This is a genomic window from Gordonia sp. PS3 (genome assembly GCF_041950545.1).
In the GTDB taxonomy this organism is placed as follows: Bacteria; Actinomycetota; Actinomycetes; order Mycobacteriales; family Mycobacteriaceae; genus Gordonia; species Gordonia sihwensis.
Window position 1 is genome coordinate 2,385,153 of record NZ_CP169524.1, and the last position, 20,394, is coordinate 2,405,546.

The following is a 20,394-nucleotide window of genomic DNA, read 5'->3' on the forward strand; positions in this document are numbered from 1 at the left end:
CCCCCCGAACACACCTGAAAGGTCTGTCATGACCCTCGCCTTCGACCTCCACCGTTGGACCCGCGACTGGACCGCCGCGTGCCACATCGACCGGCTCGACCGCCTGCGCGGCGTGGCCGTGCTGCTGCCGGACGGCGCGCAGGTGGCGCTGTTCCGGCTCGCCGACGACACGCTCCGCGCGGTGGGCAACATCGATCCGATCGCGCGTGCCGCGGTGATGTCGCGCGGCATCGTCGGCGACCGGAACGGTTTCCCGGTGGTCGCCTCGCCCTTGAAGAAGGAGGCGTTCAGCCTCATCGACGGACGCTGCCTCGATTCCCCCGGAGTGCGGATCCCGGTGTACGGCACCCGCATCGGGCTCGACGGGACCGTATTCGTGGCGAACTCCCCCGACATCCGGTTCGGCTTCCGGCCCGAGGGCTTCAGGGCCGCCACGAGTTCGCCGGCGAGCCCGCGATGACCGTCCTGCTCGTCGCGCACGGCACCCGCGACCCACGGGGCGTGGAACTGATCTATCGGCTCGCCGACGAGATCGGACGCCGCCGGGACGAGCCGGTGGCGGTGAGCTTCGTCGACGTCGTCGGGCCCTCGCCGAGCGATCTGCTCCCCGATCTGCCCGACGGCCCGGTCACGGTGCTGCCCGCGTTCCTGGCGCGCGGACACCACGTGCGGGTCGACATCGCCGCGCACCTGGCCGCGGCCCGCCGGCCGGTGCGGCTGGCCCCGGCACTGGGACCGTCTCAGCTGTTGACCCGGGCGCTCACGATCCGCCTGGCCGAGGCCGGGGCGACGAGCGATGACGCCGTCGTCCTGGCCGCGGCCGGCTCCGCGGACCCGGTGGCGCAGCGGGACATCGAGACCACCGCGCACCTGCTGTCCGCGCGGCTGGCCACACCGGTCCGCATCGCATTCGCGAGCACCCGCGCGGACTCGCCTCACGCATCGGTCCCGGACACCGTCGCCGCCCTCCGTGCGGACACACCCGGACGCCGGATCGCGGTGGCGTCGTACCTGCTCGCCGACGGGCTGTTTCAGCAGCGCCTGGACGACTCGGGGGCCGACGTCGTCGCCCGCCCCCTCGGCCTCGCGGCACCGGTCGTCGACGCGGCCTGCGGCCGGATCGACTCGGCCGGCGAGTTCACTGCTCGTCCAGTGCCAGCCGGTAGCCGCGTTTGACGACCGTCGCGATCATCTCGCGGCATCCCAGCGCGGTCCGGAGCCTGCCGATCGCCACCTCCACCGCATGTTCGTCACCCGCGCCGATCACCGCGAGCAGATCGGTGCGCGACACCACCGTGCCCGGCCGCTGAGCGAGGGCCTTGAGCAGACGCAGCGCCGACGCGGGCACGTCACGGACCTCTCCGTCGACCACCACCGCCGAGGCATGCACGCCGAGGCGGTGCCCGGCCACCGCGAGTTCGGACTCCCGGACCGGCAGATCCTCGGCCACGAGCCGCGCCAGCGCGCCGAGCCGCATCCGCTCCGGCCAGCGCGCGGCGACCCCCGCCAGCTCGAGCGGCGCGGCGGTCACCGGGCCCACGCAGTAGACGGCGACCGCCTCCCGGAGTGCGGAGACGAACGGCTCGCGCACGCCCAGCTGAGTCGATCGCGTCAGCATCGACACGGCGGCCGGACCGGAGGTGAAGGTCACCGCGTCCAGCCGGCGGGCGGCGACGTCGTGGATCAGCGCATCGAAGTCGCCGAGATCGGCGGGCCGGCGCCAGCTGTAGACCGGCACGGAGACGACATCGGCTCCCATCGCGATGAGACCGTCGACGAAGTCGCGGTTCGGGTCCCAACCGTCGATCGCACCGTGCAGCTGAACCGCCACTCGCCGACCGGCGACGTCGTCGGGGCTCAGGTGCGCCAGCACTTCGGCCGACGACTCCGACTCGGGCGACCATTCCTCGCGCAATCCCGCCGCACGCAACGCCCCGGTCACCTTCGGCCCGCGCGAAAGGATGCGCGCGCCGGCGAAGGCGCCCATCAGCTCGTCGGCCAGCCCCCATTCGTCCGCGGCCTCGATCCACCCGCGGAAGCCGATTCCGGTCGTCGGGATCAGCAGATCCGGCGGCTTCGCGATCACCGCATCGGTGCCCGCGCGCAACGCCGGGTCGTCGGCCAGCGGCACCATCTCGATCGCCGGTGCGGCGACCACTCGTGCGCCTCGTCGCATGAGCAGCGCGCCGAGCTCCTCAGCTCGGCGCGCTGCGGTGACGGCGACGGTGAACCCCGCCAGCGAGGGCGGGGCCGACCGGTCGCCGGTGGTGGCAGAACTCATGAAGACAGCTTCGCAGACTGCGGTGCGCCGGGCGCATCGGCCGCCGCGCGCGGCACTCCGACGTACGCCCGCCAGGTGACGGCCGCGGCGACGAGATAGAAGGCGGCGAAGACCACCACCGCGACGGTCGCCGACCCGGAGCTCAGATACGACTGTCGCAGCACCATGTTGATCCCGACGCCGCCGAGTCCGCCGACCGCGCCCGCGATCCCGATCACCGCTCCAGACATGGCTCGCGAGTACGCCGCCCGCCCGTCCTCGTCGAGCGGCAGCGCGCGGGACTTCGCGTCGAACACCGACGGGATGATCTTGTACACCGAGCCGTTCCCCATCCCGGAGAGCACGAAGAGCGCCACGAAGCCCACCACCTGAACCTCGAGGGACGAGCCCACCAGGAGGACGGCCGCGGCGCCGACCATGCCGGCGAACACCCCGAGCGTCACTCGGCTGCCGCCGATCCGGTCGGCGAGCCTGCCGCCGTACACCCGTGCCACCGACCCGAGGAGCGGGCCGATGAAGGCGATCTGCGCGGCGTGCAGTGAGGCCTGCGCCGCGGTGTCGCCGCGGTCGAGGAAGTTCAGCGCCAGTACCTGCGAGAAGGCGAAAGAGAACCCGATGAACGAGCCGAAAGTCCCGATGTAGAGCAGCGAGATCAGCCACGTGTCGCGGTCGGTGATCGCCGACCGCATCGCGGACAGGTCCACGCCCGGCCCCTCGAGGTTGTCCATGAAGAGCGCGGCGCCGAGCCCGGCCACCGCGAGCAGCACGAGGTAGACCGCGCACACCCAGTACGGTTCGCCGACCCCGGTCCACGCGATCACCAGCAGTCCCACCAACTGCACCGCGGGCACCCCGAGGTTGCCGCCGCCCGCGTTCAGACCGAGGGCCCAGCCCTTGAGGCGCTGCGGATAGAAAGCGTTGATGTTCGTCATCGACGACGCGAAGTTGCCGCCGCCGAACCCGGCGAGTGCGGCGCACAGCAGGTACACCCAGAGCGGCTGACCCGGATTCGCGAGAAGGACGATCGTCGCCGTCACCGGCACGGTCAGCACGACGGCCGAGAAGACCGTCCAGTTGCGGCCGCCGAATCGCGATGTCGCCAGGGTGTACGGGAAACGCAGCAGAGACCCGGTGAGGGTGGCCACGGCTCCGATGAGGAACTTGTCCCCCGCCGAGATGCCGTAGACGTCCGACGGCATGAACAGCACCATCACCGACCACAGCGTCCAGACGGAGAATCCGACGTGCTCGGCGACCACCGACCAGATCAGGTTGCGCCGCGCGATCGCCGATCCGCCCGCCTCCCATGCCGCGGTGTCCTCCGGATCCCAGTCGGTGATCGTCCTCGACGCGAATACTGCTCGTCGTTCTCGGGGTCGGGTGTGAGCTGGTCCCATCCGCACGCGGTGCCTCCTTCGTCCGCCCGGGCATTCGACCGGGTCGCGATCGACGCTAGGCAGGCGGTGTTGCGGGCGGTCGCCGCGGCGATCACGGGCGCGTAATGAAGCCCTCACCGACATGCGGGGAGCCGTGTGAGCAGCCTGAAACACGGCGGAATGCCGCAGTTCCGACGGTTCCGAGATGTTCCCAGAATGCTGCCAGTCGCGCGCCAGATCCTCCACAGACGGGGTCCATAAATTCATCTGTGTCGGACGCGAGATACGCGAGCGGAAATAGCCGCCGAGCCGACCGGATAAGGAGAATGACATGGCATTCGACAACAACCGCCGCCCCGAGCAGAACAACCGTCAGAACTTCGGATTCGCGCACCCCGCTCCGCGTCGGCGTCGTGAGCGTCGCTGGGATGCCCGCAATCACCGCTGGTACTGGATCTGGGTCCGCTGACCAGGTGTGAACTGATCGGGTTCCACACCCTCGGATGCGCCGGTCCCGGAAATGTATTCCGGGACCGGCGCCTCGGCATTTCTTTTGAAGAAGAATCGGTCCGATTCGAAAGATTACAGGAGATCACCCAAATGACATTTCTCACCGCGATGCGCCGATTCTCCCATTTCGCCTCCGGACATCGCGTCGCACTGAGCGGTGCCGCATTCTTTCTACTGGTCGCAGCCGCATGCGACGCCGTCGGCGTGTTCTTCCTATCCGATGTCGTCGACGGTGCCCTCGGTTCCTCCGACTGGCAGTCGTTCGCGCGTCTCGCCGCACTGTGGCTCGCCGTGACCGCGGTCAGCGTCGGTGCCGACTACGTCGGCACCCTCCTGTCGACGGTGGCCTCCGAAGGTGTGGTGCTCCGGCTGCGCACCGCTCTGTTCGCGCACGTCCAGCGGTTGGCGCCGATCACGCATCGGCGCCGCGGGCTCGGCGACCTCGTCGTGCGGCATTCGAGCGACCTGGAAGCCGTCGAGCACTTGATCGGCACCGGGATGATGTCCCTGGCGGTGGCGGCCGCCAACGCGCTGGGTCTGATCGTTGCCGCGTTCGTCATGAGCCCGGTCGTCGCGGGGGTCGCACTGGCCGCATGCCCGGCCCTGTGGGCGGTCTCGTCGTTCTTCGGGAGGCGCCAGAGCCGGACGACGCACGCCGAGCGCGCCGCGAACAGTGACATCGCCGATGCCGTCTACTCCGCGCTGGCCGGCCACGAGACCACCGTCGCGTACAACCGCGAGCGCGACGAGGCCGACGAGCTGGAGCGCCACGGCCGCCGATGGGCACGCACCCGGGTGTCGCAGACCCGCATCGAAGCCGGCTTCGGCGGAGTGCTCGGCTTCGCGCAGGTGTGTCTGTCACTCACCGTCACCCTCGTCGGCGTCTGGCAGGTGCGTGAGGGCGCACTCAGCGTCGGCCAGCTGCTGGCACTGTCGGGCTACCTGGCGATGCTGTATCCCAAGCTCCAACAGATCGCCGACGTGCGGCTCGCGGTGGCCGAGGCATGCGTGAGCGCCGAGCGGATCGCGGAGATCCTCGACGAACCGGTGCACCGTGCCGAACTCGGCGACGCGCGGCCGCTGCCACCGGTCCCGAGTGGCGCCCCCGTGCCCGTGCGGCTCGACGGCGTCTGCTTCGCGTACGACGGCAGGCAGATCCTCCGAGGCGTCGACCTGGAGTTGCGGCCGGGTGCCATCACGGCTCTCATCGGCCCCAGCGGCACCGGCAAGTCGACGCTCGCATCGCTGATCTGCGCGCTGGAGGATGCGGAGTCCGGCACCGTCACCGTCGGCGGCCACGACGTGTCCGAGGTGACCGGCGCGTCGGTCCGCGAACAGGTCACGCTGCTGCCGCAGACGGCCCACATCCGGCCGGGGACGGTGGCCGACAACATCGCGTTCGGCCGTCCGACGGCAGGCCGGGAGGAGATCATCGAGGCGGCGCGCGACGCCGGCGCCCATCGGTTCATCGCCGCGCTGCCGGACGGATACGACACCGTGCTCGCCGGCGACGGCTTGGAACTGTCCGGCGGACAGCGCCGACGGATCACCATCGCGCGGGCGATGCTCCGGAACACGCCCGTCCTGATCCTCGACGAGCCGACGGCCGCGCTCGACGACGAGTCGGTCGCCGGAGTGATCGGGCCGCTGCGCCGACTGGCCCGCGGACGCACCACCCTGCTCATCACTCACGATTCGCGGCTGACCGCGATCGCCGACGAGGTGGTGCGACTCGAGGACGGACGAATCCGCCGGGTGTCAGCTGCGCAGGTCGAGCACGCCGAGCGCGTTGCCGAGGATGGTGCCGAGATACAGGACCCCGTCGCGCTCCGCGACGGCGGTGACGAAACCGAAATCGAGGTCGTCGATCCGCACCTCGCGGGCCATCGTGCCGTCGAAGTCGAAGGCCTGTACCCAGACCACCTCCTCCGGCGTCGGACCGACACCCTGCGGGACCCGCGCGAGCACCTTCCGGGCCCGCAGCGGAAGCCGGAAGATGCCCTCCAGCACAGCATTCCGCGGTGAGGCGAGCGCCACCCACAGTCGCCCGTCGCTGCCGATCGACATGTTGTCCGGATAACCGCCCAGACCGTCGAGGAAGACCTCGGAGGTGCCCGCCGCCGGTCCGGTGAGCCAGTACCGCGAGATCCGGGAGGCCCCCGTCTCCGCGACCAGCACGTAGTCCTCGGCGGGGCCCAGGACCACGCCGTTCGCGAACTGCAGATCGTCGCGCAGCACCTGGACCTCACCGCTCGGCGACAGTCGCATGAGCCTGCCGGTCCCGGAGTGCTCGATGATGTCCGCCCGCCAGCGGTCGAACATGAAGTTCTGAGACGACGACGAGAAGTACAGCGTTCCGTCGGAGGCGTGGGCGACGTTGCTGGCGAACCGCAGCGGCCTGCCGTCCACCGTGTCGACGAGCACTCGTGCGCGCGAGCGATCCGGATCCAGGACGAGCAGCCCGCGATCGTGGTCGCAGATGTAGATCGAACCGTCGGCACCGTAGTCGAGGCCGAGGAGCCGCCCGGCGGTGTCGGCCAGCACGCTGATCTCCCCCGTCGACGGCTCCACCGACAGCAGACGACCGTCGTCGAGTCCGGTCACGACCCGCCCGTCGGGCAGGCAGATCACGTCCTCGGGTGCGGTTCCGGGAAGGGCGATGCGGCGAAACGAGGTCACGGCCAAGTCTTAGCAGCAAATCGGCGGCGGTGTGTCCGACCCGCCGCTTTATATGCATCGGAGTTCATATGAACCCTATTGCATAGAACTAAGGTGCATTGCTACGGTGTCACGCATGGCACTCGAGCACGCGATCCTCGTCTCGCTCTCCGAGCGGCCCGGGACCGGGTACGAGATCGGGCAGCAGTTCTCGCGGTCGATCGGATACTTCTGGTCGGCTACGCACCAGCAGATCTATCGGACGCTCAAGAAGCTGCACTCCGACGGGCTGGTGAGCTTCGAATCCGTGGCACAGGACGGCCGCCCGGACAAGAAGGTGTACACGCTCTCGCAGGCGGGACGCGACATGCTCGCCGAGTGGGTGAACAGCCCGACGCCGCTCCCGCCGCTGCGCAGCGATCTCGGAGTCAAGCTGCGCGCCGCCGATCTCGGCGACCTGCCGACGGTGATGGCCGAACTCCGCGCCCACCGCGACGAGGCCGCCGCGATGCTCGAGGTGTATCGGGGATGGGTGGAGCAGTACTACCCCGATCCCGATGCCTTGTCCGGACGCAAGCTGAACCAGTACCTGGTGCTCCGCGGCGGGGTCCGGATGAGCGAGCAGACCGTCGACTGGTGCGACGAGGTGCTCGACCGCTTCCAGCGCGAACTCGAGCGCTCTGCCGCCGTCGCCGCCCCGCAGCACTGAATTCCACAGAAACCACTGCATCCCACCGATACCCACAACGAGAAAGGTCGCCCAATGACAGCCCAGACGGCGCCCAACGCCCACTTCCCCAGACTGTTCGAACCGCTTCGGATCGGCGGGATCACGCTCGACAACCGCGTCGTCATGGGATCGATGCACACCGGCCTGGAGGACCGGTTGTGGGACACGCCCAAACTCGCCGCCTACTACGCCGAACGCGCCCGCGGCGGCGTCGGGCTCATCATCACGGGCGGTTTCGCACCGTCGCGCACCGGACAGCTGCTGCCCTTCGCGGGCAAGATGACGAACCGTGCCGATGTGCTCCGGCACCGCGAGTTCACCAAGGCCGTCCATGCCGAGGGCGGAAAGATCGCCTTGCAGATCATTCACGCGGGGCGCTACGGGTATACGCCCTTCAAGGTCGCCGCCGGCAGCGAGCCGAGCCCGATTCACCCGTTCAAACACCTCAAGATGACCGAGCAGATCATCTGGCATGTGATCCGCTCATTCGGCACCGCGGCGCAGCTCGCGCACCGAGCCGGCTACGACGCGATCGAGCTGATGGGCGGCGAGGGATACCTGATCAACCAGTTCCTCTGCCCGCACACCAACGACCGCACCGACAAGTGGGGCGGCAGCACCGAGAACCGTCAGCGCTTCCTCGTCGAGATCATCAAGGACGTGCGCAGGAAGGTGCCGCGCGAGTTCCCGGTCATCCTGCGCCAGAGCGTCGCCGACTTCGTGAAGAACGGACAGACCTTCGACGAGATCGCACTGCTCGCCAAGCGGGCCGAGGAACACGGCGTCGACGCCATCAACACCGACATCGGCTGGCACGAGGCCCAGGTACCGACGATCGTGACGTCGGTACCGCGGGGCGCGTTCGTCAAGTTCACCGAGCGGCTGCGCGATGTGGTGGACATCCCGCTGATCGCGTCCAACCGCATCAACACCCCGGACTTCGCCGAGGAGATCCTCGAGCGCGGCAAGGTGGACGCGGTGTCGATGGCCCGCCCGCTGCTGGCCGACCCGGAGTTCGTCGACAAGGCGCGCACCGGCCGCGCCGACGAGATCAACACGTGCATCGGCTGCAATCAGGCGTGCCTGGATCACGCCTTCGTCGGTCAGAAGGTCTCGTGCCTGCTGAACCCGCGCGCCGGCCGCGAGACGGTCCTCACCCTGGGGGCCACCCGCACGGCCAAGCGGGTGGCCGTCGTCGGAGCCGGTCCCGCCGGGCTGTCGGCGGCCGTCTCCGCCGCGCAGCGCGGCCACCGCGTCGACCTCTACGAGGCCGGGCCGGCCATCGGCGGGCAGTTCTCCATCGCCGCCCGCATCCCCGGCAAGGAGGAGTTCAACGAGACCATCCGGTACTTCACCCGCCAGCTCGAGATCAACCACGTCGCCGTTCACCTCGACACCCGGGTGGGCGCACAGGAGCTCATCGACGGCGGGTACGACCAGGTGATCGTCGCGACCGGCGTGGTCCCGCGCGTGCCTGCGATCGACGGCATCGACCACCCGATGGTCATGTCGTACGCCGACGCGGTCCTCGGCCACCGCGAGGTCGGCAAGCGCGTGGCCGTCATCGGTGCGGGCGGCATCGGATTCGACGTCACCGAATTCCTCACCACCGATGAGTCGCCGACACTGAACCTCAAGGAATGGGAGCAGGAGTGGGGCGTCACCGACGACCTCGACACTCCCGGCTTCCTGACCGAGCCGAGGCCGATGCCCGCCGTGCGCGAGGTGTACATGGTGCAGCGCAAGCCGGGCAAGCAGGGCAAGTCGCTCGGCAAGACCACCGGCTGGGTGCATCGTGCCGCGGTCAAGATGAAGGGCGTCGAACAGATCTCCGGCGCCACCTACGACAGGATCGACGACGCCGGCCTGCACATCACGCTGCACGACAAGGAGGGCAACGAGGTCGGCAAGCGCCTGCTCGAGGTGGACAACGTCGTCGTCTGCGCCGGTCAGGAATCGGTGCGCGACTTGGTCGACCCGCTGACCGCGGCCGGTGTGATCACCCACGTCATCGGCGGTGCCGACCTCGCGTCCGAACTCGACGCCAAGCGCGCCATCCGGCAGGGCACGGAGGTCGCCGCGGGCTTGCCGTGAGGTGCTGCTCTCTACGATGACTCGGTACCCGCATCGGAACGACGGCGCCCGCGACCAGAAGAGAAGAGCCCGAATGAACGAGAACGAGATCGTCATGATCGCCACCTTCCCGAACATCCCGGAGGAGAACGTCGCCGCGTTCACGGCGGCCGTCGCCGAGTCCCTCGACGCGGTGCGGACGGAGAAGGGCAACCTGCAGTACGACTGGTTCATGGACGACGACCGCAGCCGATGCGTGGTGCTGGAGCGCTACCGAGACGCGGCGGCGGTGGTCGAACACGTCGGCAATGTGGCCGAGGTCCTTCCGCGGCTGGCTCAGCTCGGGGGCGGAGTGGAGATCGACGTACTCGGCACGCTCCCCGCGGACCTGCACGCCGCACTCGAACCCCGCGTGCGAGCGATCCACGGTCTCGTCGCGGGCAAGTAGCCGACACCTTTCGGCCGATGTCCGAGGCCGTCGATACGATGTGGCCCATGTTGATGCCGCCTCGTTCGTCTGCCCGCGCCGTGGTCACCGGAGCGTCCTCCGGCATCGGAATGGCGTTGGCGCGGACGCTCGCCGCTCGCGGCCACTCGGTGATCCTGGTGGCGCGGCGGGAGAACGTACTTCATGAGCTCGCCATCGAACTGCGGTCGCGGTTCCAGGTGGACGCGGACGTGCGGGCGGCGGACCTCTCCGATCTCGACGCGGTCGACGCACTGTGCGACGAACTGTCGAGTCGCGAGATCTCCATCCTCTGCAATAACGCGGGGATCGCGACCTTCGGGCCGCTCGCCGGCCTCGACTCCGCATACGAGCGCGCCCAGGTCCGGCTCAACGCGAACGCCGTGCACGATCTCACTCTCGCGGTTCTTCCGCAGATGGTCGAACGCGGCTCCGGCGGCATCCTGATGGTCGGCTCCGCCGCAGGCAATATGCCGATTCCCAACAATGCGACGTATGCGGCGACGAAGGCCTTCGTCAACACCTTCAGCGAGTCGCTGCGCGGGGAACTCAAAGACACCGGGGTGCACGTCACACTGCTGGCTCCGGGACCGGTCCGCACGCACACCCCCACCGCCGAGGAGGCGTCGATCGTCGACAAGCTGGTCCCGGGCTTCCTCTGGCACGATTCCCAGAAGGTAGCGGAGATGAGCCTGGATGCGTTGAGCCGCAACAAGATGCGCGTGGTTCCGGGGACACTGAGCAAGGCGATGTCCGTGGCCGGCGGCTATTCGCCGCGTGCCGTGGTCGCGCCGATCGTCGGCAAGTTCTACAGCAAGCTCGGCGAAGGCGAGTAGCTCGTACCGCGCACGCGGACAGACGGCGGCACGCCGTCCCGATTACAGTTGATCGAGTGCAAGACAAACTCGTGTGGATCGACTGTGAGATGACCGGACTGGATATCGGCTCGGACAAGCTCATCGAAATCGCCGCTCTCGTCACCGACAGCGACTTGAACATCATCGGCGAGGGGGTCGACCTCGTCATCCACGCCGACGACGAGGCCCTCGCGGGCATGCCCGAGGTGGTCGCCAAGATGCATGCCGACTCCGGGCTCACCGAAGAGGTGCGCGCCTCCACCGTCACGCTCGCCGAAGCGGAGAAGGCGGTTCTGGACTACCTGCGCGAGCACATCACCACGGCCGGCGCGGCCCCGCTCGCGGGCAACTCCATCGGCACCGATCGCGGCTTCATCGCCCGGGACATGCCCGAGCTGAACGCCTACCTGCACTATCGGATGGTGGACGTCAGCTCGATCAAGGAGCTGTGCCGTCGCTGGTACCCGCCGATCTACTTCGGTCAGCCGCAGAAGGGGCTCGCCCATCGCGCACTCGCCGACATCCGCGAATCGATCCGGGAACTGCGCTACTACCGCGAGACCGCCTTCGTTCCCGCCCCCGGCCCCGACGCGAAGACCCTCGAAGAGGTCGTCGAACGGCTTGGCCCCGCGTAAACACGCTGGTCAGGAACCGATTGGAGTTTCTGGGTGAAAACCGGCTAGAGTATGAGCCTGGCTCGGCAAACAACGTGTGAACGCTGTGCAGCTGCGCCGATGGTGAGTGTAGTTCAGTTGGTAGAGCACCAGGTTGTGATCCTGGCTGTCGCGGGTTCGAGTCCCGTCACTCACCCCGAAGAACGACGAGGGCCCGGACGGCGAGAACGCCGACCGGGCCCTCGTCGCATATCGCACGGACTCCTCACCCCACGGGCAAGAACATCCCGGCATGCAGAACGCCCCGGATCTCGCGAGAGATCCGGGGCGTTCCGTGTGTCTAAGTCTTTAGACTGCTGTCACGTTCGTCGCCTGGGGGCCCTTGGCGCCCTGCTCCAGGTCGAACTCGACCCGCTGTGCTTCCTCCAGGTTGCGGAATCCTCCGCCGGAGATAGCCGAGTAGTGGACGAAGACGTCTTCACTACCGCTGTCGGGAGCGATGAAGCCGAAGCCCTTTTCGCCATTGAACCACTTGACGGTTCCTTGTGCCATGCTGTGTTACTGCTTTCTTCAGATTGCAGGGGGCAAAATCTGCCCACCCGCTTCATAGAGCATCTCACAGATCTGCGAACTTCGCAGTGCCGTGGCTCACCGCGCCCGTATCGAGCACAGATGCCCAGCGGTCAGGTGATCGATACCCGCTGCAGGTCCTGGCCGATCACCACCTCGCCGCCGTAGCCATTCGAGGCCCAGTTCTTCCAGCGCTCTCGGTCGATCGGCGTCTGCGAGACGCGGTGGGTTACCGCACCGCGGAGACGTGCGCGCACGTCGACCTCGCCGACGGCACCGTGGAGCGCGCCGAGGTGGTGATCGCGGGACCGTCCCCGCCGAGACCCCGCGCGCCGCGGGCGTCGATCTGTCGGAAGTGGGCGTCTACGTAGGGCCTCGGGGCCACTTCGTGCACTACGGCCTGCGTGGCGGAGCGATGCTCAACCAGGTGTACGTCTTCGAGTCGCCGAAGGCCCTCGCCGGCGAAGAGGACTGGGGCACCCCCGATGAGCTGGACGCGGCCTTCGAGCACACCGTCGACTTCGTCCGCGACGAAGTGGCCCACATGTGGCGCGACAAGTGGTGGCGCATGTTCGACCGGGAACCGCTCGACGACTGGGTGCACGGCCGTATCGCACTGCGCCCGGCACCGGCGCGCCGACGGCGGCGTCGACTGGGACGCCGCGCTCGCCGGGTACAACGCGGTCCGTCTGGAGCACTGCCGCCGGGCACTGACCACGTCCCGGGCCTGGGGTGAGCTCTGGCACCTGGACGGCGAGTCACGCGCCACGGCCCTGGATCCCGAGGACGAGCCCGCGATGTTCACTCCGGTTCCGCTGTCGACCGCGGACGCCCTCATCCCGCGCGAGGGTTCCGGCGCGCCGTCATGACCGGCAGACGACGGACGGCCGATGGTCGATGACCATCGGCCGTCCGTCGGTCGTCACCGGGGTGGGCGCGTACCTCAGCCGCGCGCCTGCTCCAGTGCCGTGTTGAGCGTCTCGCTCGGGCACATCACCTTCTCCAGCTTCGCGGAGTCGGCGAGGTAGTAGCCGCCGAGATCGACCGAGTGGCCCTGGACCGCGGCGATCTCGTCGACGATGCGCTGCTCGTCGGCGGCCAGCTTCTCGGCCAGCGGAGCGAAGTGCGCGGCCAGTTCCGCGTCCTGCGTCTGCGCCGCCAGCTCCTGTGCCCAGTACATCGCCAGGTAGAACTGGCTGCCGCGGTTGTCGAGCTCGCCGGTCTTGCGCGACGGCGACTTCCGGTTGTCGAGCAGCTTGCTGGTCGCCGCGTCGAGCGTGGTGGCGAGGACCGCGGCCTTCTCGTTGTCGTACTTGCGGCCCATGTCCTCCAGGCTCGCGGCCAGCGCCAGGAACTCGCCCAGCGAATCCCAGCGGAGGTGATTCTCCTCGACCAACTGCTTGACGTGCTTGGGCGCGGAGCCGCCCGCACCGGTCTCGTAGAGTCCGCCGCCGGCCATCAGCGGCACGATCGAGAGCATCTTGGCGCTGGTGCCCAGCTCCAGGATCGGGAACAGGTCGGTCAGGTAGTCGCGCAGGATGTTGCCGGTCACCGAGATGGTGTCGAGACCGCGCCAGGCGCGCTCGAGGGTGTAGCGCATGGCGCGCACCTGGGACATGATCTGGATGTCCAGGCCCTCGGTATCGTGGTCCTTCAGGTACTTCTTGACCAGCGTGATCAGGTTGTTCTCGTGCGGACGGTACGGGTCGAGCCAGAACACCGCGGGCATCCCCGAGGCGCGCGAACGCGTGACGGCCAGCTTGACCCAGTCCTGGATCGGCGCGTCCTTGACGATGCACATGCGCCAGATGTCCCCGGCCTCGACGTTCTGCGACAGAAGCACCTCGCCGGTGCCCGCGTCGACGATGTTGGCGACGCCGTCCTGCGGGATCTCGAAGGTCTTGTCGTGCGAGCCGTACTCCTCGGCCTTCTGCGCCATCAGTCCGACGTTCGGCACCGTGCCCATGGTGGTGGGGTCGAACGCGCCGTTGGTCTTGCAGAAGTTGATGATCTCCTGGTAGATCCGCGCGAAGGTCGACTCCGGCATCACCGCCTTGGTGTCCTTCTTACGGCCGTCGGCGCCGTACATCTTGCCGCCGATGCGGATCATGGCAGGCATCGACGCGTCGACGATCACATCGCTGGGCGAGTGGAAGTTCGAGATGCCGCGCGCCGAGTCGACCATCGCCAACTCCGGGCGATGCTCGTGGCAGCGGTGCAGATCCTCGATGATCTCCTCGCGCTTGGACGCGGGCAGTGTGTCGATCTTCTCGTAGAGGTCCACGAGGCCGTTGTTGACGTTGACGCCGAGTTCGTCGAAGAGAGCGCCGTGCTTGGCGAACGCGTCCTTGTAGAACACCTTGACGCAGTGGCCGAAGACGATCGGGTGCGAGACCTTCATCATGGTGGCCTTGACGTGGAGCGAGAACATGACGCCGGTCTCCTTGGCGTCGTTGAGCTGCTCCTCGTAGAACTCGAGCAGCGCCTTCTTGCTCATGAACATGCTGTCGATGACGTCGCCCTCGTCCAGCGACACCGTCTTCATCACGTGCGTCTCGCCGTCGGCGGTCACCACCTCCATGCGCGCCTCGCACGCGTGGTCCATGATCATCGACTTCTCACCCGCGTAGAAGTCGCCGTGCGTCATGTGCGCCACGTGCGACTGCGAGGCCATCGACCACTTGCCCATGCTGTGCGGGTTCTTGCGCGCGTACTCCTTGACGGCCTTCGGCGCGCGCCGGTCGGAGTTACCTTCGCGGAGAACGGGATTGACCGCACTGCCCAGACATGCCGAGTAGCGGTTGCGGATCTCCTCCTCCTCCGGGGTCTTCGGATCCTGGGGGTAGTCCGGGACCGCGTAACCCTTGGCCTGCAGCTCGTGGATGGCCGCGTTCAGCTGCGGAACCGATGCGCTGATGTTGGGGAGCTTGATGATGTTGGTGTCGGGCTTCTGCGTCAGCCGACCGAGCTCGGCGAGATTGTCGGGCACCTTCTGCTCGTCGGTCAGATAGTCCGGGAACGCGGCGAGGATGCGCGCTGCGACCGAGATGTCACTGGTCTGGACGTCGATGCCGGCGGGTTCTGCGAACGTGCGGATGATCGGCAGGAACGCGGAGGTCGCGAGTCGCGGTGCCTCGTCGGTGAGGGTGTAGATGATCGTCTGGTCCGTGGAGGCCATAGGTGGAAACCTCTTATCTGATCGTCGTTCTTGTGGAACTCTCTGATATTTAGTCGCGTCCATTGTCCCGCTGCCGGTGATTCAAAACGACTCGACTCGCGAATGCGAGACGTTGCACACACTTCTGATTCCGCTGACCTGCGTCGCTAGCTGTAGTAAGCGGCACAAACCCTCGCCCACACGGCGCCGGCGTCAGTCCGGCCATACCCCCGACGTCCCCCGGCGATGAGAGCCCAGCAGATGGGTGTCGACGATTCCGACCGCCTCCATCAGCGCGTACATCGTGGTCGGTCCGACGAAGGAGAAGCCTTCGCGTCTCAGCGCTTTCGCCAGCGCCTTCGACTCGGGCGACTGGGTGGGCACGTCCGCGTGCGTGCGCGGACGCGGCGTCTCGTCGGGCCGGAAGCTCCAGATGAACTCGGCCAGACCGCCCTTCTCGCGCAGCGACAGGGTGGCCCCGGCGTTGGTGATCGCGGCGAGGATCTTCGCTCGGTTGCGCACGATCCCGGCGTCGTTCATCAGTCGGGCGACGTCGGCGTCGCCGTAGCGGGCCACGCGTTCCGGATCGAAGCCGTCGAAGGCCCGGCGGAACGCGGGGCGTTTGCGCAGAATCGTCGCCCACGACAGCCCCGACTGGAAGGCCTCGAGACTGAGTCGTTCGTAGAGGCCCTGCTCATCACGCACGGGCACACCCCACTCGGTGTCGTAGTACTCGCGAAGGAGCGGATCGGTGCTCGCCCACACCGGGCGCGCGAGGCCGTCGTCGCCGACCACCAGGCCGGAGCCGGTGACGTCCTCGGGTTCTGCAGTCATGGTGTCCTTCCTGAAATCCTCACTCGCCCGTCACCGGCTTCGGCTCGCCATCACTCCGACAGCCCGGTGACCCGCATGGTGATGTTGATCCGGCCCGCCGCGAGACCGCAGTCGTCCGGCGCGGTGCCCGGATGGATGCGCTGCACGCCGTGATACGCCAGCCGCGACGGTCCGCCGAAGACGAACAGGTCCCCCGACTCCAGGTCGAAGTCCCGGTACGGTCGACTCCGGTTCTCGGTGTTGCCGAACCGGAAACGCGCCGTATCGCCGATCGACAGCGAGACCACCGGCTCGCGCGACACCTCGTCCCGGTCCTGATGCATCCCCATCCTCGCGCCGGCGTCGTAGTAGTTCACAAGCGCCGTGTCGGGCGTGTACCGCTCGGCGCTCGGATCGCCGGCCGCCGTCAGCGCCTGGCGCCCCAGCCGCACCATCCAGTCCGGGAAGCCGAGCACCCGGCGCCCGTTGACGTCGACGGCGTCGCGCGAGTACCGGTACGGACGCCAATGCCAGCCGAGGCAGACGGTCCGCACGCTCATCCGATGCTCCCCGATGCGCGCCGAATGCGGCGGCACCGGTCCGGCCGCCCACCGGCGGTACTGCGCGACCAACCACCGCTGCTGGTGCGGCGTGAGCCACCCGCGGACCAGCGCCGCGCCGTCCGGGAGCTCGGGCGGCGGCCGCCCCAGATCGTCGTCGCCGAAGAGCGTGTTCGGGCTCCCGTTCACGCGGCACGCTCCAGCGTCAGCAGTGCCGTCTTCGCTTCGACGCCCCCCAGATAGCCGCCGAGGCTCCCGTCGGCGCGCAGCACCCGATGGCATGGGACGACGACGGGCAACGGGTTGGTGGCGCATGCGGTGCCGACCGCGCGCACGGCCCCCGGGTTACCCACCGACTCGGCGACCTCCCGGTACGACTGCGTGTGCCCGTACCCGATGTGCGGCAGATACCGCTGCACCGTCTGCCGGAAGCCGGACGACAGCCGGAAGTCCAGCGCCACGTCGAACCGCCGGCGCCGGCCGCGGAAGTACTCGTCCAACTGTGCTGCGACGGCGTCGAGCCGACGCGGCGCGCGAAGTATCCGGGAACTCACCTTCGCGGCCAGAACGTCCAGCACCGCGTCGAAGTCCTCGCTCTCGAACGCGATGCGGACCAATCCGGCCTCGGTGGCGGCCAGGAGCAGCGGCCCGACCGGGGTGTCGACCGTCCGATACGCCACGTCCAGCAGCGCGTTCTCGTCAGCGGCTGTCGTGAGCCGGGCGTGCAGCCGGCCGAGGTCGTCCGGTGCGACCGGGAACAGGTCCGTCATCGCGGGCCTCCCTTCTCCGAGCAGATATCGGTGGTGCCGTAGGTCTTGCGCAGGGATCTGATGCCGTCGGCGGCGGCGCGCCGGACCGCCGCGGGCGTTCCGCCGATGATCTCGGCCGTCTCGACGTGACTGAGCCGAGCGAGGTAGTGGTAGCCGACCGCCAGACGCTGCCGGGGCGGGAGGTCGGCGACCGCGTCCCACACGTCCGCGTCCCCGGTTCCCGGCAGCCCGTATTGCGACTCCCGTTCGGGCACCTCGTCGATCGGCACCGCGTTCCGCGCACGCGCCCGGATGACGTCGATCGCCTTCCGTTGCGCCACCCGGACCAGCCAGGCTTCGACGTCGGTGCCCTCCTCCAGATCCGGCCACGCTCGCAGCGCCGCCAGAAAGGTCTCCGACCACGCGTCGTCCGCATCCGGGCCGGCACCGAGCACACCGCGGCACACGCGCAGCACAACGGCTCCGTGCTGCGCGACGATCCGGTCGAAGGGCTCCCTCATCGTGGATCGTCAGAACAGGCGGGCATCGGACACCTCCGGCGGTTCTTCGATCTCCAGCAGCCGACGTTTGCGATCCAGCCCGCCGGCGTACCCGGTGAGCGAGCCGTCCGCGCCGATCACGCGGTGGCACGGAATGATCACGCTGATCGGGTTGCGGCCCACGCACTGACCGACGCGCTGTGCCAGGCGCGGGTTGCCGAGCCTGCGCGCGAGCTCACCGTACGTCGTCGTCTCCCCGTACGGGATCTCTCTCAGCATCGCCCACACCCGTTCGGAGAAATCGTCTCCGGAGGTCGCGATCTCGACGTCGAACTCACGCCGGTCGCCGGCGACGTACTCGTCGAGTTCCCGGGCCGCCTGGACGAACACCGGGTCGTCGGCGGCGGTCGGCTCCCCGTACTCCGTTTCGGGCGGCAGATGCCAGTGGTGGGGGAAGTAGACGGCTGTCAGTGCCGAGCCGTCGGCGACCATGGTCAACCGGCCCAGTTCGGTGTCCACCACCGCGTGTCGTCTCGTCATCGCACTCACCTCGCTTTCCATTCATAGAGCAGACGTTCTGGCGACGCCGAGTGTGAGGTCCCAGTGGCGTCGATCATGTGTGTCGTACCGGTAAGGTGTCGAGCGCCATGTACACCACCGACGACGCCCGCGACTTCGAACTCGATCCGCGCCCGGCACGAGTGGTCGCCTTCGGGTCGCAACTGGTCTTCGGCTCCGTCGGTCTCAACGCGGCCATGCCCGTCTACGAAGAGGCCGGTGTCCGTTGTGCGGCCGTTCCCACACTCGTCCTGAGCAATCTCCCCCATTACCCGTCGGTGCAGACCGTCGAGGTCACGCCGGAATGGATCGACGCCGCCTTGCGCGACCTCGGCGCCACGGGCGCCCTGCGCGCGGTGGAGGCGATAGCCGTCGGCTATCTGGCGTCGCCGGGACAGGCGCACGCCATCGCCGCGTGGTACCGCTCACTCGACGAGCGCGAGCGTCCGCCGCTGATCCTCGATCCGACCTTCGGCGACTCGGACGTCGGCTTCTACACCGACCCCGCCGTCGCCCCGGCACTCCGCGACGCGCTGGTGCCGCTGGCGGCGGTACTCACGCCGAACCGATTCGAACTCGAGCACCTCGTCGGCCCCGGACACCCCGCCGGCCCCGAACACCCCGCTGGCGAAGCCTCGGATGAGGCCGACTCCGGCATCACCGGCCTGGCACGCAGACTCCTCCTCCCCGCCGGCCGCGCGCCCTCCGATCACTGCACCGTGATCGTGACGGGCGTGCACACCGACGAGGGCGTGATCGACAACCTCATCGTGACCGCCGACGAGCACCGGACCGTGTCGGGCCCGGAGATCGCGACCTGGGCGAAGGGACTCGGCGACACCTTCACCGCCGCACTGGTGACCCGCCTCATCACCGGCGACGACGTTCACACCGCGGTCGCCGCCGCGGCGGCTCGCGTCCGGTACGCGATCGAACACCGGTGACCGAGCACCCGCTCGGCGAAAGCACCCAGACGGCGACCGCATCGCACTAGGGTCGACACCGTGAGCCGCTCGAACAGTTCTCCGGCCGACGATCGCGTCACTGCGCGGGTCCTCGTCTACTCCGACGACTCCGGCACCCGCCGCCAGGTCCTCAGCGCACTCGGCGAACGCCTCCACCCCGACCTTCCCGATCTGGAGTACATCGAGGTGGCCACCGCGCCGATGGTGCTCGCTCACCTCGACGAGGGGACGGTCGATCTCGCGGTGCTCGACGGCGAGTCCGCGCCCACCGGCGGGCTCGGTCTGGCCAAGCAGATCCGCGACGAATACGACCCGTGCCCCCCGCTGCTCGTGCTCATCGCTCGCCGGGCCGACCGCTGGCTCGCCGACTGGTCGCGGGCCGACGCCACCGCCGATCTCCCGGTGGATCCGCTGGAGCTGCCGCGGACCGTCGTCGCGCTGTTGCGGTAGCCCTCGCGGACTCGCGACTTCACCGAGAAGTCCCACAGCACACGCAATTACGTGAGTAGGGTGTGGGTTGAGTCACAGATCATCTGGCACGTGATGGCCGTCTCGACCAGCACTGCGGAAGTGGAGGCTACGCCGGCATGAACGCTTACGGACCGATCCTCGTACTGGGTGCCATCGCGCTGGCGTTCGCACTCGTCTCCGTGGTCATCGCCTCCGTGATCGGCCCTCGCCGCCGCAACCGCGCCAAACTCGAGGCCTACGAATGCGGCATCGAACCGTTGCCCCCGACCGCCGGCGTCGTCCAGCGATTCCCGGTGAAGTACTACCTCACCGCGATGCTGTTCATCATCTTCGACATCGAGATCGTCTTCCTCTACCCCTGGGCGGTGGCCTCCGAGAGTCTCGGGTGGTTCGGGCTCATCGCCGTCGCCCTCTTCCTCGTCAACGTCTCAGTGGCCTACGCCTACGAATGGCGTCGCGGAGGACTCCGCTGGGACTGAGAGCACT

General features: G+C 68.4%; 23 protein-coding genes, 1 tRNA gene and 1 pseudogene. 14 read left to right on the forward strand and 11 right to left on the reverse strand.

Going from position 1 to position 20,394, the window contains the following annotated elements:
- The first annotated feature begins 28 nt into the window (after positions 1 to 28).
- Together nirD and ACE11G_RS11060 are read left to right on the forward strand one after the other, a co-directional pair.
- A complete protein-coding gene (gene nirD / locus ACE11G_RS11055; RefSeq protein WP_006896600.1) occupies positions 29 to 460 on the forward strand; it encodes a nitrite reductase small subunit NirD in 432 nt (143 codons plus the stop codon).
- Positions 457 to 1,176, forward strand: a complete 720-nt coding sequence (locus ACE11G_RS11060) for a sirohydrochlorin chelatase (RefSeq protein WP_006896599.1) — start codon at positions 457 to 459, stop codon at positions 1,174 to 1,176. The genes nirD and ACE11G_RS11060 overlap by 4 nt, the downstream gene beginning before the upstream one ends.
- Here ACE11G_RS11060 and ACE11G_RS11065 read toward each other — a convergent pair.
- Both ACE11G_RS11065 and ACE11G_RS11070 read right to left on the reverse strand, forming a co-directional pair.
- Positions 1,139 to 2,281, reverse strand: a complete 1,143-nt coding sequence (locus ACE11G_RS11065) for a uroporphyrinogen-III synthase (protein ID WP_006896598.1) — start codon at positions 2,279 to 2,281, stop codon at positions 1,139 to 1,141. The genes ACE11G_RS11060 and ACE11G_RS11065 overlap by 38 nt on opposite strands.
- Positions 2,278 to 3,678 carry an MFS transporter gene (locus ACE11G_RS11070; RefSeq protein WP_006896597.1) on the reverse strand — a complete coding sequence of 467 codons (1,401 nt, stop codon included), beginning with the start codon at positions 3,676 to 3,678 and terminating at the stop codon, positions 2,278 to 2,280. Before ACE11G_RS11070 ends, ACE11G_RS11065 begins: the two co-directional genes overlap by 4 nt.
- A 310-nt stretch (positions 3,679 to 3,988) precedes the next feature.
- On the opposite strand from ACE11G_RS11070, the gene ACE11G_RS11075 reads away from it, so the two are divergent.
- Positions 3,989 to 4,126, forward strand: coding sequence for a hypothetical protein (locus ACE11G_RS11075; RefSeq protein ID WP_156150514.1), 138 nt, complete (start codon positions 3,989 to 3,991; stop codon positions 4,124 to 4,126).
- A 131-nt stretch (positions 4,127 to 4,257) separates the two neighbouring features.
- A complete protein-coding gene (locus ACE11G_RS11080; RefSeq protein ID WP_375002172.1) occupies positions 4,258 to 6,192 on the forward strand; it encodes an ABC transporter ATP-binding protein in 1,935 nt (644 codons plus the stop codon).
- Between the two features lie 9 nt (positions 6,193 to 6,201).
- Here ACE11G_RS11080 and ACE11G_RS11085 read toward each other — a convergent pair.
- A pseudogene (locus tag ACE11G_RS11085) lies at positions 6,202 to 6,846 on the reverse strand (SMP-30/gluconolactonase/LRE family protein); the annotation flags it as partial.
- A 115-nt stretch (positions 6,847 to 6,961) separates the two neighbouring features.
- Here ACE11G_RS11085 and ACE11G_RS11090 point away from each other — a divergent pair.
- The 6 genes from ACE11G_RS11090 (at position 6,962) to ACE11G_RS11115 (ending at position 11,761) form a co-directional block, all read left to right on the forward strand.
- Positions 6,962 to 7,534: a PadR family transcriptional regulator gene (locus ACE11G_RS11090; RefSeq protein ID WP_006896595.1), complete on the forward strand. Its 573-nt coding sequence runs from the start codon at positions 6,962 to 6,964 to the stop codon at positions 7,532 to 7,534.
- Between the two features lie 54 nt (positions 7,535 to 7,588).
- Positions 7,589 to 9,649, forward strand: coding sequence for an NADPH-dependent 2,4-dienoyl-CoA reductase (locus tag ACE11G_RS11095; protein WP_006896594.1), 2,061 nt, complete (start codon positions 7,589 to 7,591; stop codon positions 9,647 to 9,649).
- Between the two features lie 73 nt (positions 9,650 to 9,722).
- A complete protein-coding gene (locus ACE11G_RS11100) occupies positions 9,723 to 10,076 on the forward strand; it encodes a putative quinol monooxygenase (RefSeq protein ID WP_062367597.1) in 354 nt (117 codons plus the stop codon).
- Between the two features lie 47 nt (positions 10,077 to 10,123).
- Positions 10,124 to 10,930, forward strand: a complete 807-nt coding sequence (gene cmrA, locus ACE11G_RS11105; protein WP_006896592.1) for a mycolate reductase — start codon at positions 10,124 to 10,126, stop codon at positions 10,928 to 10,930.
- A gap of 56 nt (positions 10,931 to 10,986) precedes the next feature.
- A complete protein-coding gene (orn, locus tag ACE11G_RS11110) occupies positions 10,987 to 11,586 on the forward strand; it encodes an oligoribonuclease (RefSeq protein WP_006896591.1) in 600 nt (199 codons plus the stop codon).
- Between the two features lie 102 nt (positions 11,587 to 11,688).
- Positions 11,689 to 11,761, forward strand: a tRNA-His gene (locus ACE11G_RS11115).
- Positions 11,762 to 11,913: 152 nt separating this feature from the next.
- On the opposite strand, the gene ACE11G_RS11120 is transcribed toward ACE11G_RS11115, so the two are convergent.
- Positions 11,914 to 12,117: a cold-shock protein gene (locus ACE11G_RS11120; RefSeq protein ID WP_006896590.1), complete on the reverse strand. Its 204-nt coding sequence runs from the start codon at positions 12,115 to 12,117 to the stop codon at positions 11,914 to 11,916.
- A 131-nt stretch (positions 12,118 to 12,248) separates the two neighbouring features.
- Complete coding sequence (locus ACE11G_RS11125) at positions 12,249 to 12,392, reverse strand: hypothetical protein (RefSeq protein WP_156150521.1); 144 nt, start codon at positions 12,390 to 12,392, stop codon at positions 12,249 to 12,251.
- Positions 12,393 to 12,550: 158 nt separating this feature from the next.
- On the opposite strand from ACE11G_RS11125, the gene ACE11G_RS11130 reads away from it, so the two are divergent.
- Positions 12,551 to 12,871, forward strand: coding sequence for a hypothetical protein (locus ACE11G_RS11130; protein ID WP_197462936.1), 321 nt, complete (start codon positions 12,551 to 12,553; stop codon positions 12,869 to 12,871).
- A 207-nt stretch (positions 12,872 to 13,078) separates the two neighbouring features.
- Here ACE11G_RS11130 and ACE11G_RS11135 read toward each other — a convergent pair whose 3' ends face one another.
- From ACE11G_RS11135 to ACE11G_RS11160, 6 genes are all read right to left on the reverse strand, one after another.
- Entirely contained in the window at positions 13,079 to 15,313 is a 2,235-nt protein-coding gene (locus ACE11G_RS11135) for an NADP-dependent isocitrate dehydrogenase (protein WP_062367596.1), read from the reverse strand.
- 192 nt (positions 15,314 to 15,505) lie between these two features.
- A complete protein-coding gene (locus ACE11G_RS11140) occupies positions 15,506 to 16,126 on the reverse strand; it encodes a DNA-3-methyladenine glycosylase I (RefSeq protein ID WP_062367595.1) in 621 nt (206 codons plus the stop codon).
- 50 nt (positions 16,127 to 16,176) lie between these two features.
- Positions 16,177 to 16,854, reverse strand: coding sequence for an alpha-ketoglutarate-dependent dioxygenase AlkB (locus ACE11G_RS11145; RefSeq protein ID WP_375002178.1), 678 nt, complete (start codon positions 16,852 to 16,854; stop codon positions 16,177 to 16,179).
- Positions 16,851 to 17,435, reverse strand: a complete 585-nt coding sequence (locus tag ACE11G_RS11150) for a methylated-DNA--[protein]-cysteine S-methyltransferase (protein WP_062367594.1) — start codon at positions 17,433 to 17,435, stop codon at positions 16,851 to 16,853. Before ACE11G_RS11150 ends, ACE11G_RS11145 begins: the two co-directional genes overlap by 4 nt.
- Positions 17,432 to 17,935 carry an RNA polymerase sigma factor gene (locus ACE11G_RS11155; protein ID WP_045539932.1) on the reverse strand — a complete coding sequence of 168 codons (504 nt, stop codon included), beginning with the start codon at positions 17,933 to 17,935 and terminating at the stop codon, positions 17,432 to 17,434. The genes ACE11G_RS11150 and ACE11G_RS11155 overlap by 4 nt, the downstream gene beginning before the upstream one ends.
- A gap of 9 nt (positions 17,936 to 17,944) precedes the next feature.
- The gene (locus tag ACE11G_RS11160) at positions 17,945 to 18,454 is read right to left on the reverse strand and encodes a methylated-DNA--[protein]-cysteine S-methyltransferase (protein WP_039867493.1); all 510 of its coding nucleotides are present in this window, start codon (positions 18,452 to 18,454) and stop codon (positions 17,945 to 17,947) included.
- Between the two features lie 107 nt (positions 18,455 to 18,561).
- Between ACE11G_RS11160 and ACE11G_RS11165 the strand changes: the two genes are divergently transcribed.
- The 3 genes from ACE11G_RS11165 (at position 18,562) to ACE11G_RS11175 (ending at position 20,387) form a co-directional block, all read left to right on the forward strand.
- Complete coding sequence (locus ACE11G_RS11165) at positions 18,562 to 19,416, forward strand: bifunctional hydroxymethylpyrimidine kinase/phosphomethylpyrimidine kinase (protein ID WP_375002181.1); 855 nt, start codon at positions 18,562 to 18,564, stop codon at positions 19,414 to 19,416.
- A 60-nt stretch (positions 19,417 to 19,476) separates the two neighbouring features.
- Positions 19,477 to 19,887 carry a hypothetical protein gene (locus ACE11G_RS11170; RefSeq protein ID WP_006896581.1) on the forward strand — a complete coding sequence of 137 codons (411 nt, stop codon included), beginning with the start codon at positions 19,477 to 19,479 and terminating at the stop codon, positions 19,885 to 19,887.
- A gap of 137 nt (positions 19,888 to 20,024) precedes the next feature.
- Entirely contained in the window at positions 20,025 to 20,387 is a 363-nt protein-coding gene (locus ACE11G_RS11175; protein ID WP_006896580.1) for an NADH-quinone oxidoreductase subunit A, read from the forward strand.
- Positions 20,388 to 20,394: the final 7 nt, after the last annotated feature.

Coding starts and splice junctions, on each gene's coding strand:
- ACE11G_RS11165 (WP_375002181.1), top strand. CDS start 18,562: ATGTACACCACCGACGACGCCCGCGACTTCGAACTCGATCCGCGCCCG.
- cmrA (WP_006896592.1), top strand. CDS start 10,124: ATGTTGATGCCGCCTCGTTCGTCTGCCCGCGCCGTGGTCACCGGAGCG.
- ACE11G_RS11140 (WP_062367595.1), bottom strand. CDS start 16,126: ATGACTGCAGAACCCGAGGACGTCACCGGCTCCGGCCTGGTGGTCGGC.
- ACE11G_RS11075 (WP_156150514.1), top strand. CDS start 3,989: ATGGCATTCGACAACAACCGCCGCCCCGAGCAGAACAACCGTCAGAAC.
- nirD (WP_006896600.1), top strand. CDS start 29: ATGACCCTCGCCTTCGACCTCCACCGTTGGACCCGCGACTGGACCGCC.
- ACE11G_RS11150 (WP_062367594.1), bottom strand. CDS start 17,435: ATGACGGACCTGTTCCCGGTCGCACCGGACGACCTCGGCCGGCTGCAC.
- ACE11G_RS11135 (WP_062367596.1), bottom strand. CDS start 15,313: ATGGCCTCCACGGACCAGACGATCATCTACACCCTCACCGACGAGGCA.
- ACE11G_RS11100 (WP_062367597.1), top strand. CDS start 9,723: ATGAACGAGAACGAGATCGTCATGATCGCCACCTTCCCGAACATCCCG.
- ACE11G_RS11175 (WP_006896580.1), top strand. CDS start 20,025: ATGAACGCTTACGGACCGATCCTCGTACTGGGTGCCATCGCGCTGGCG.
- ACE11G_RS11160 (WP_039867493.1), bottom strand. CDS start 18,454: ATGACGAGACGACACGCGGTGGTGGACACCGAACTGGGCCGGTTGACC.
- ACE11G_RS11065 (WP_006896598.1), bottom strand. CDS start 2,281: ATGAGTTCTGCCACCACCGGCGACCGGTCGGCCCCGCCCTCGCTGGCG.
- ACE11G_RS11060 (WP_006896599.1), top strand. CDS start 457: ATGACCGTCCTGCTCGTCGCGCACGGCACCCGCGACCCACGGGGCGTG.
- ACE11G_RS11155 (WP_045539932.1), bottom strand. CDS start 17,935: ATGAGGGAGCCCTTCGACCGGATCGTCGCGCAGCACGGAGCCGTTGTG.
- ACE11G_RS11120 (WP_006896590.1), bottom strand. CDS start 12,117: ATGGCACAAGGAACCGTCAAGTGGTTCAATGGCGAAAAGGGCTTCGGC.
- ACE11G_RS11095 (WP_006896594.1), top strand. CDS start 7,589: ATGACAGCCCAGACGGCGCCCAACGCCCACTTCCCCAGACTGTTCGAA.
- ACE11G_RS11130 (WP_197462936.1), top strand. CDS start 12,551: ATGCTCAACCAGGTGTACGTCTTCGAGTCGCCGAAGGCCCTCGCCGGC.
- ACE11G_RS11090 (WP_006896595.1), top strand. CDS start 6,962: ATGGCACTCGAGCACGCGATCCTCGTCTCGCTCTCCGAGCGGCCCGGG.
- ACE11G_RS11080 (WP_375002172.1), top strand. CDS start 4,258: ATGACATTTCTCACCGCGATGCGCCGATTCTCCCATTTCGCCTCCGGA.
- ACE11G_RS11070 (WP_006896597.1), bottom strand. CDS start 3,678: ATGGGACCAGCTCACACCCGACCCCGAGAACGACGAGCAGTATTCGCG.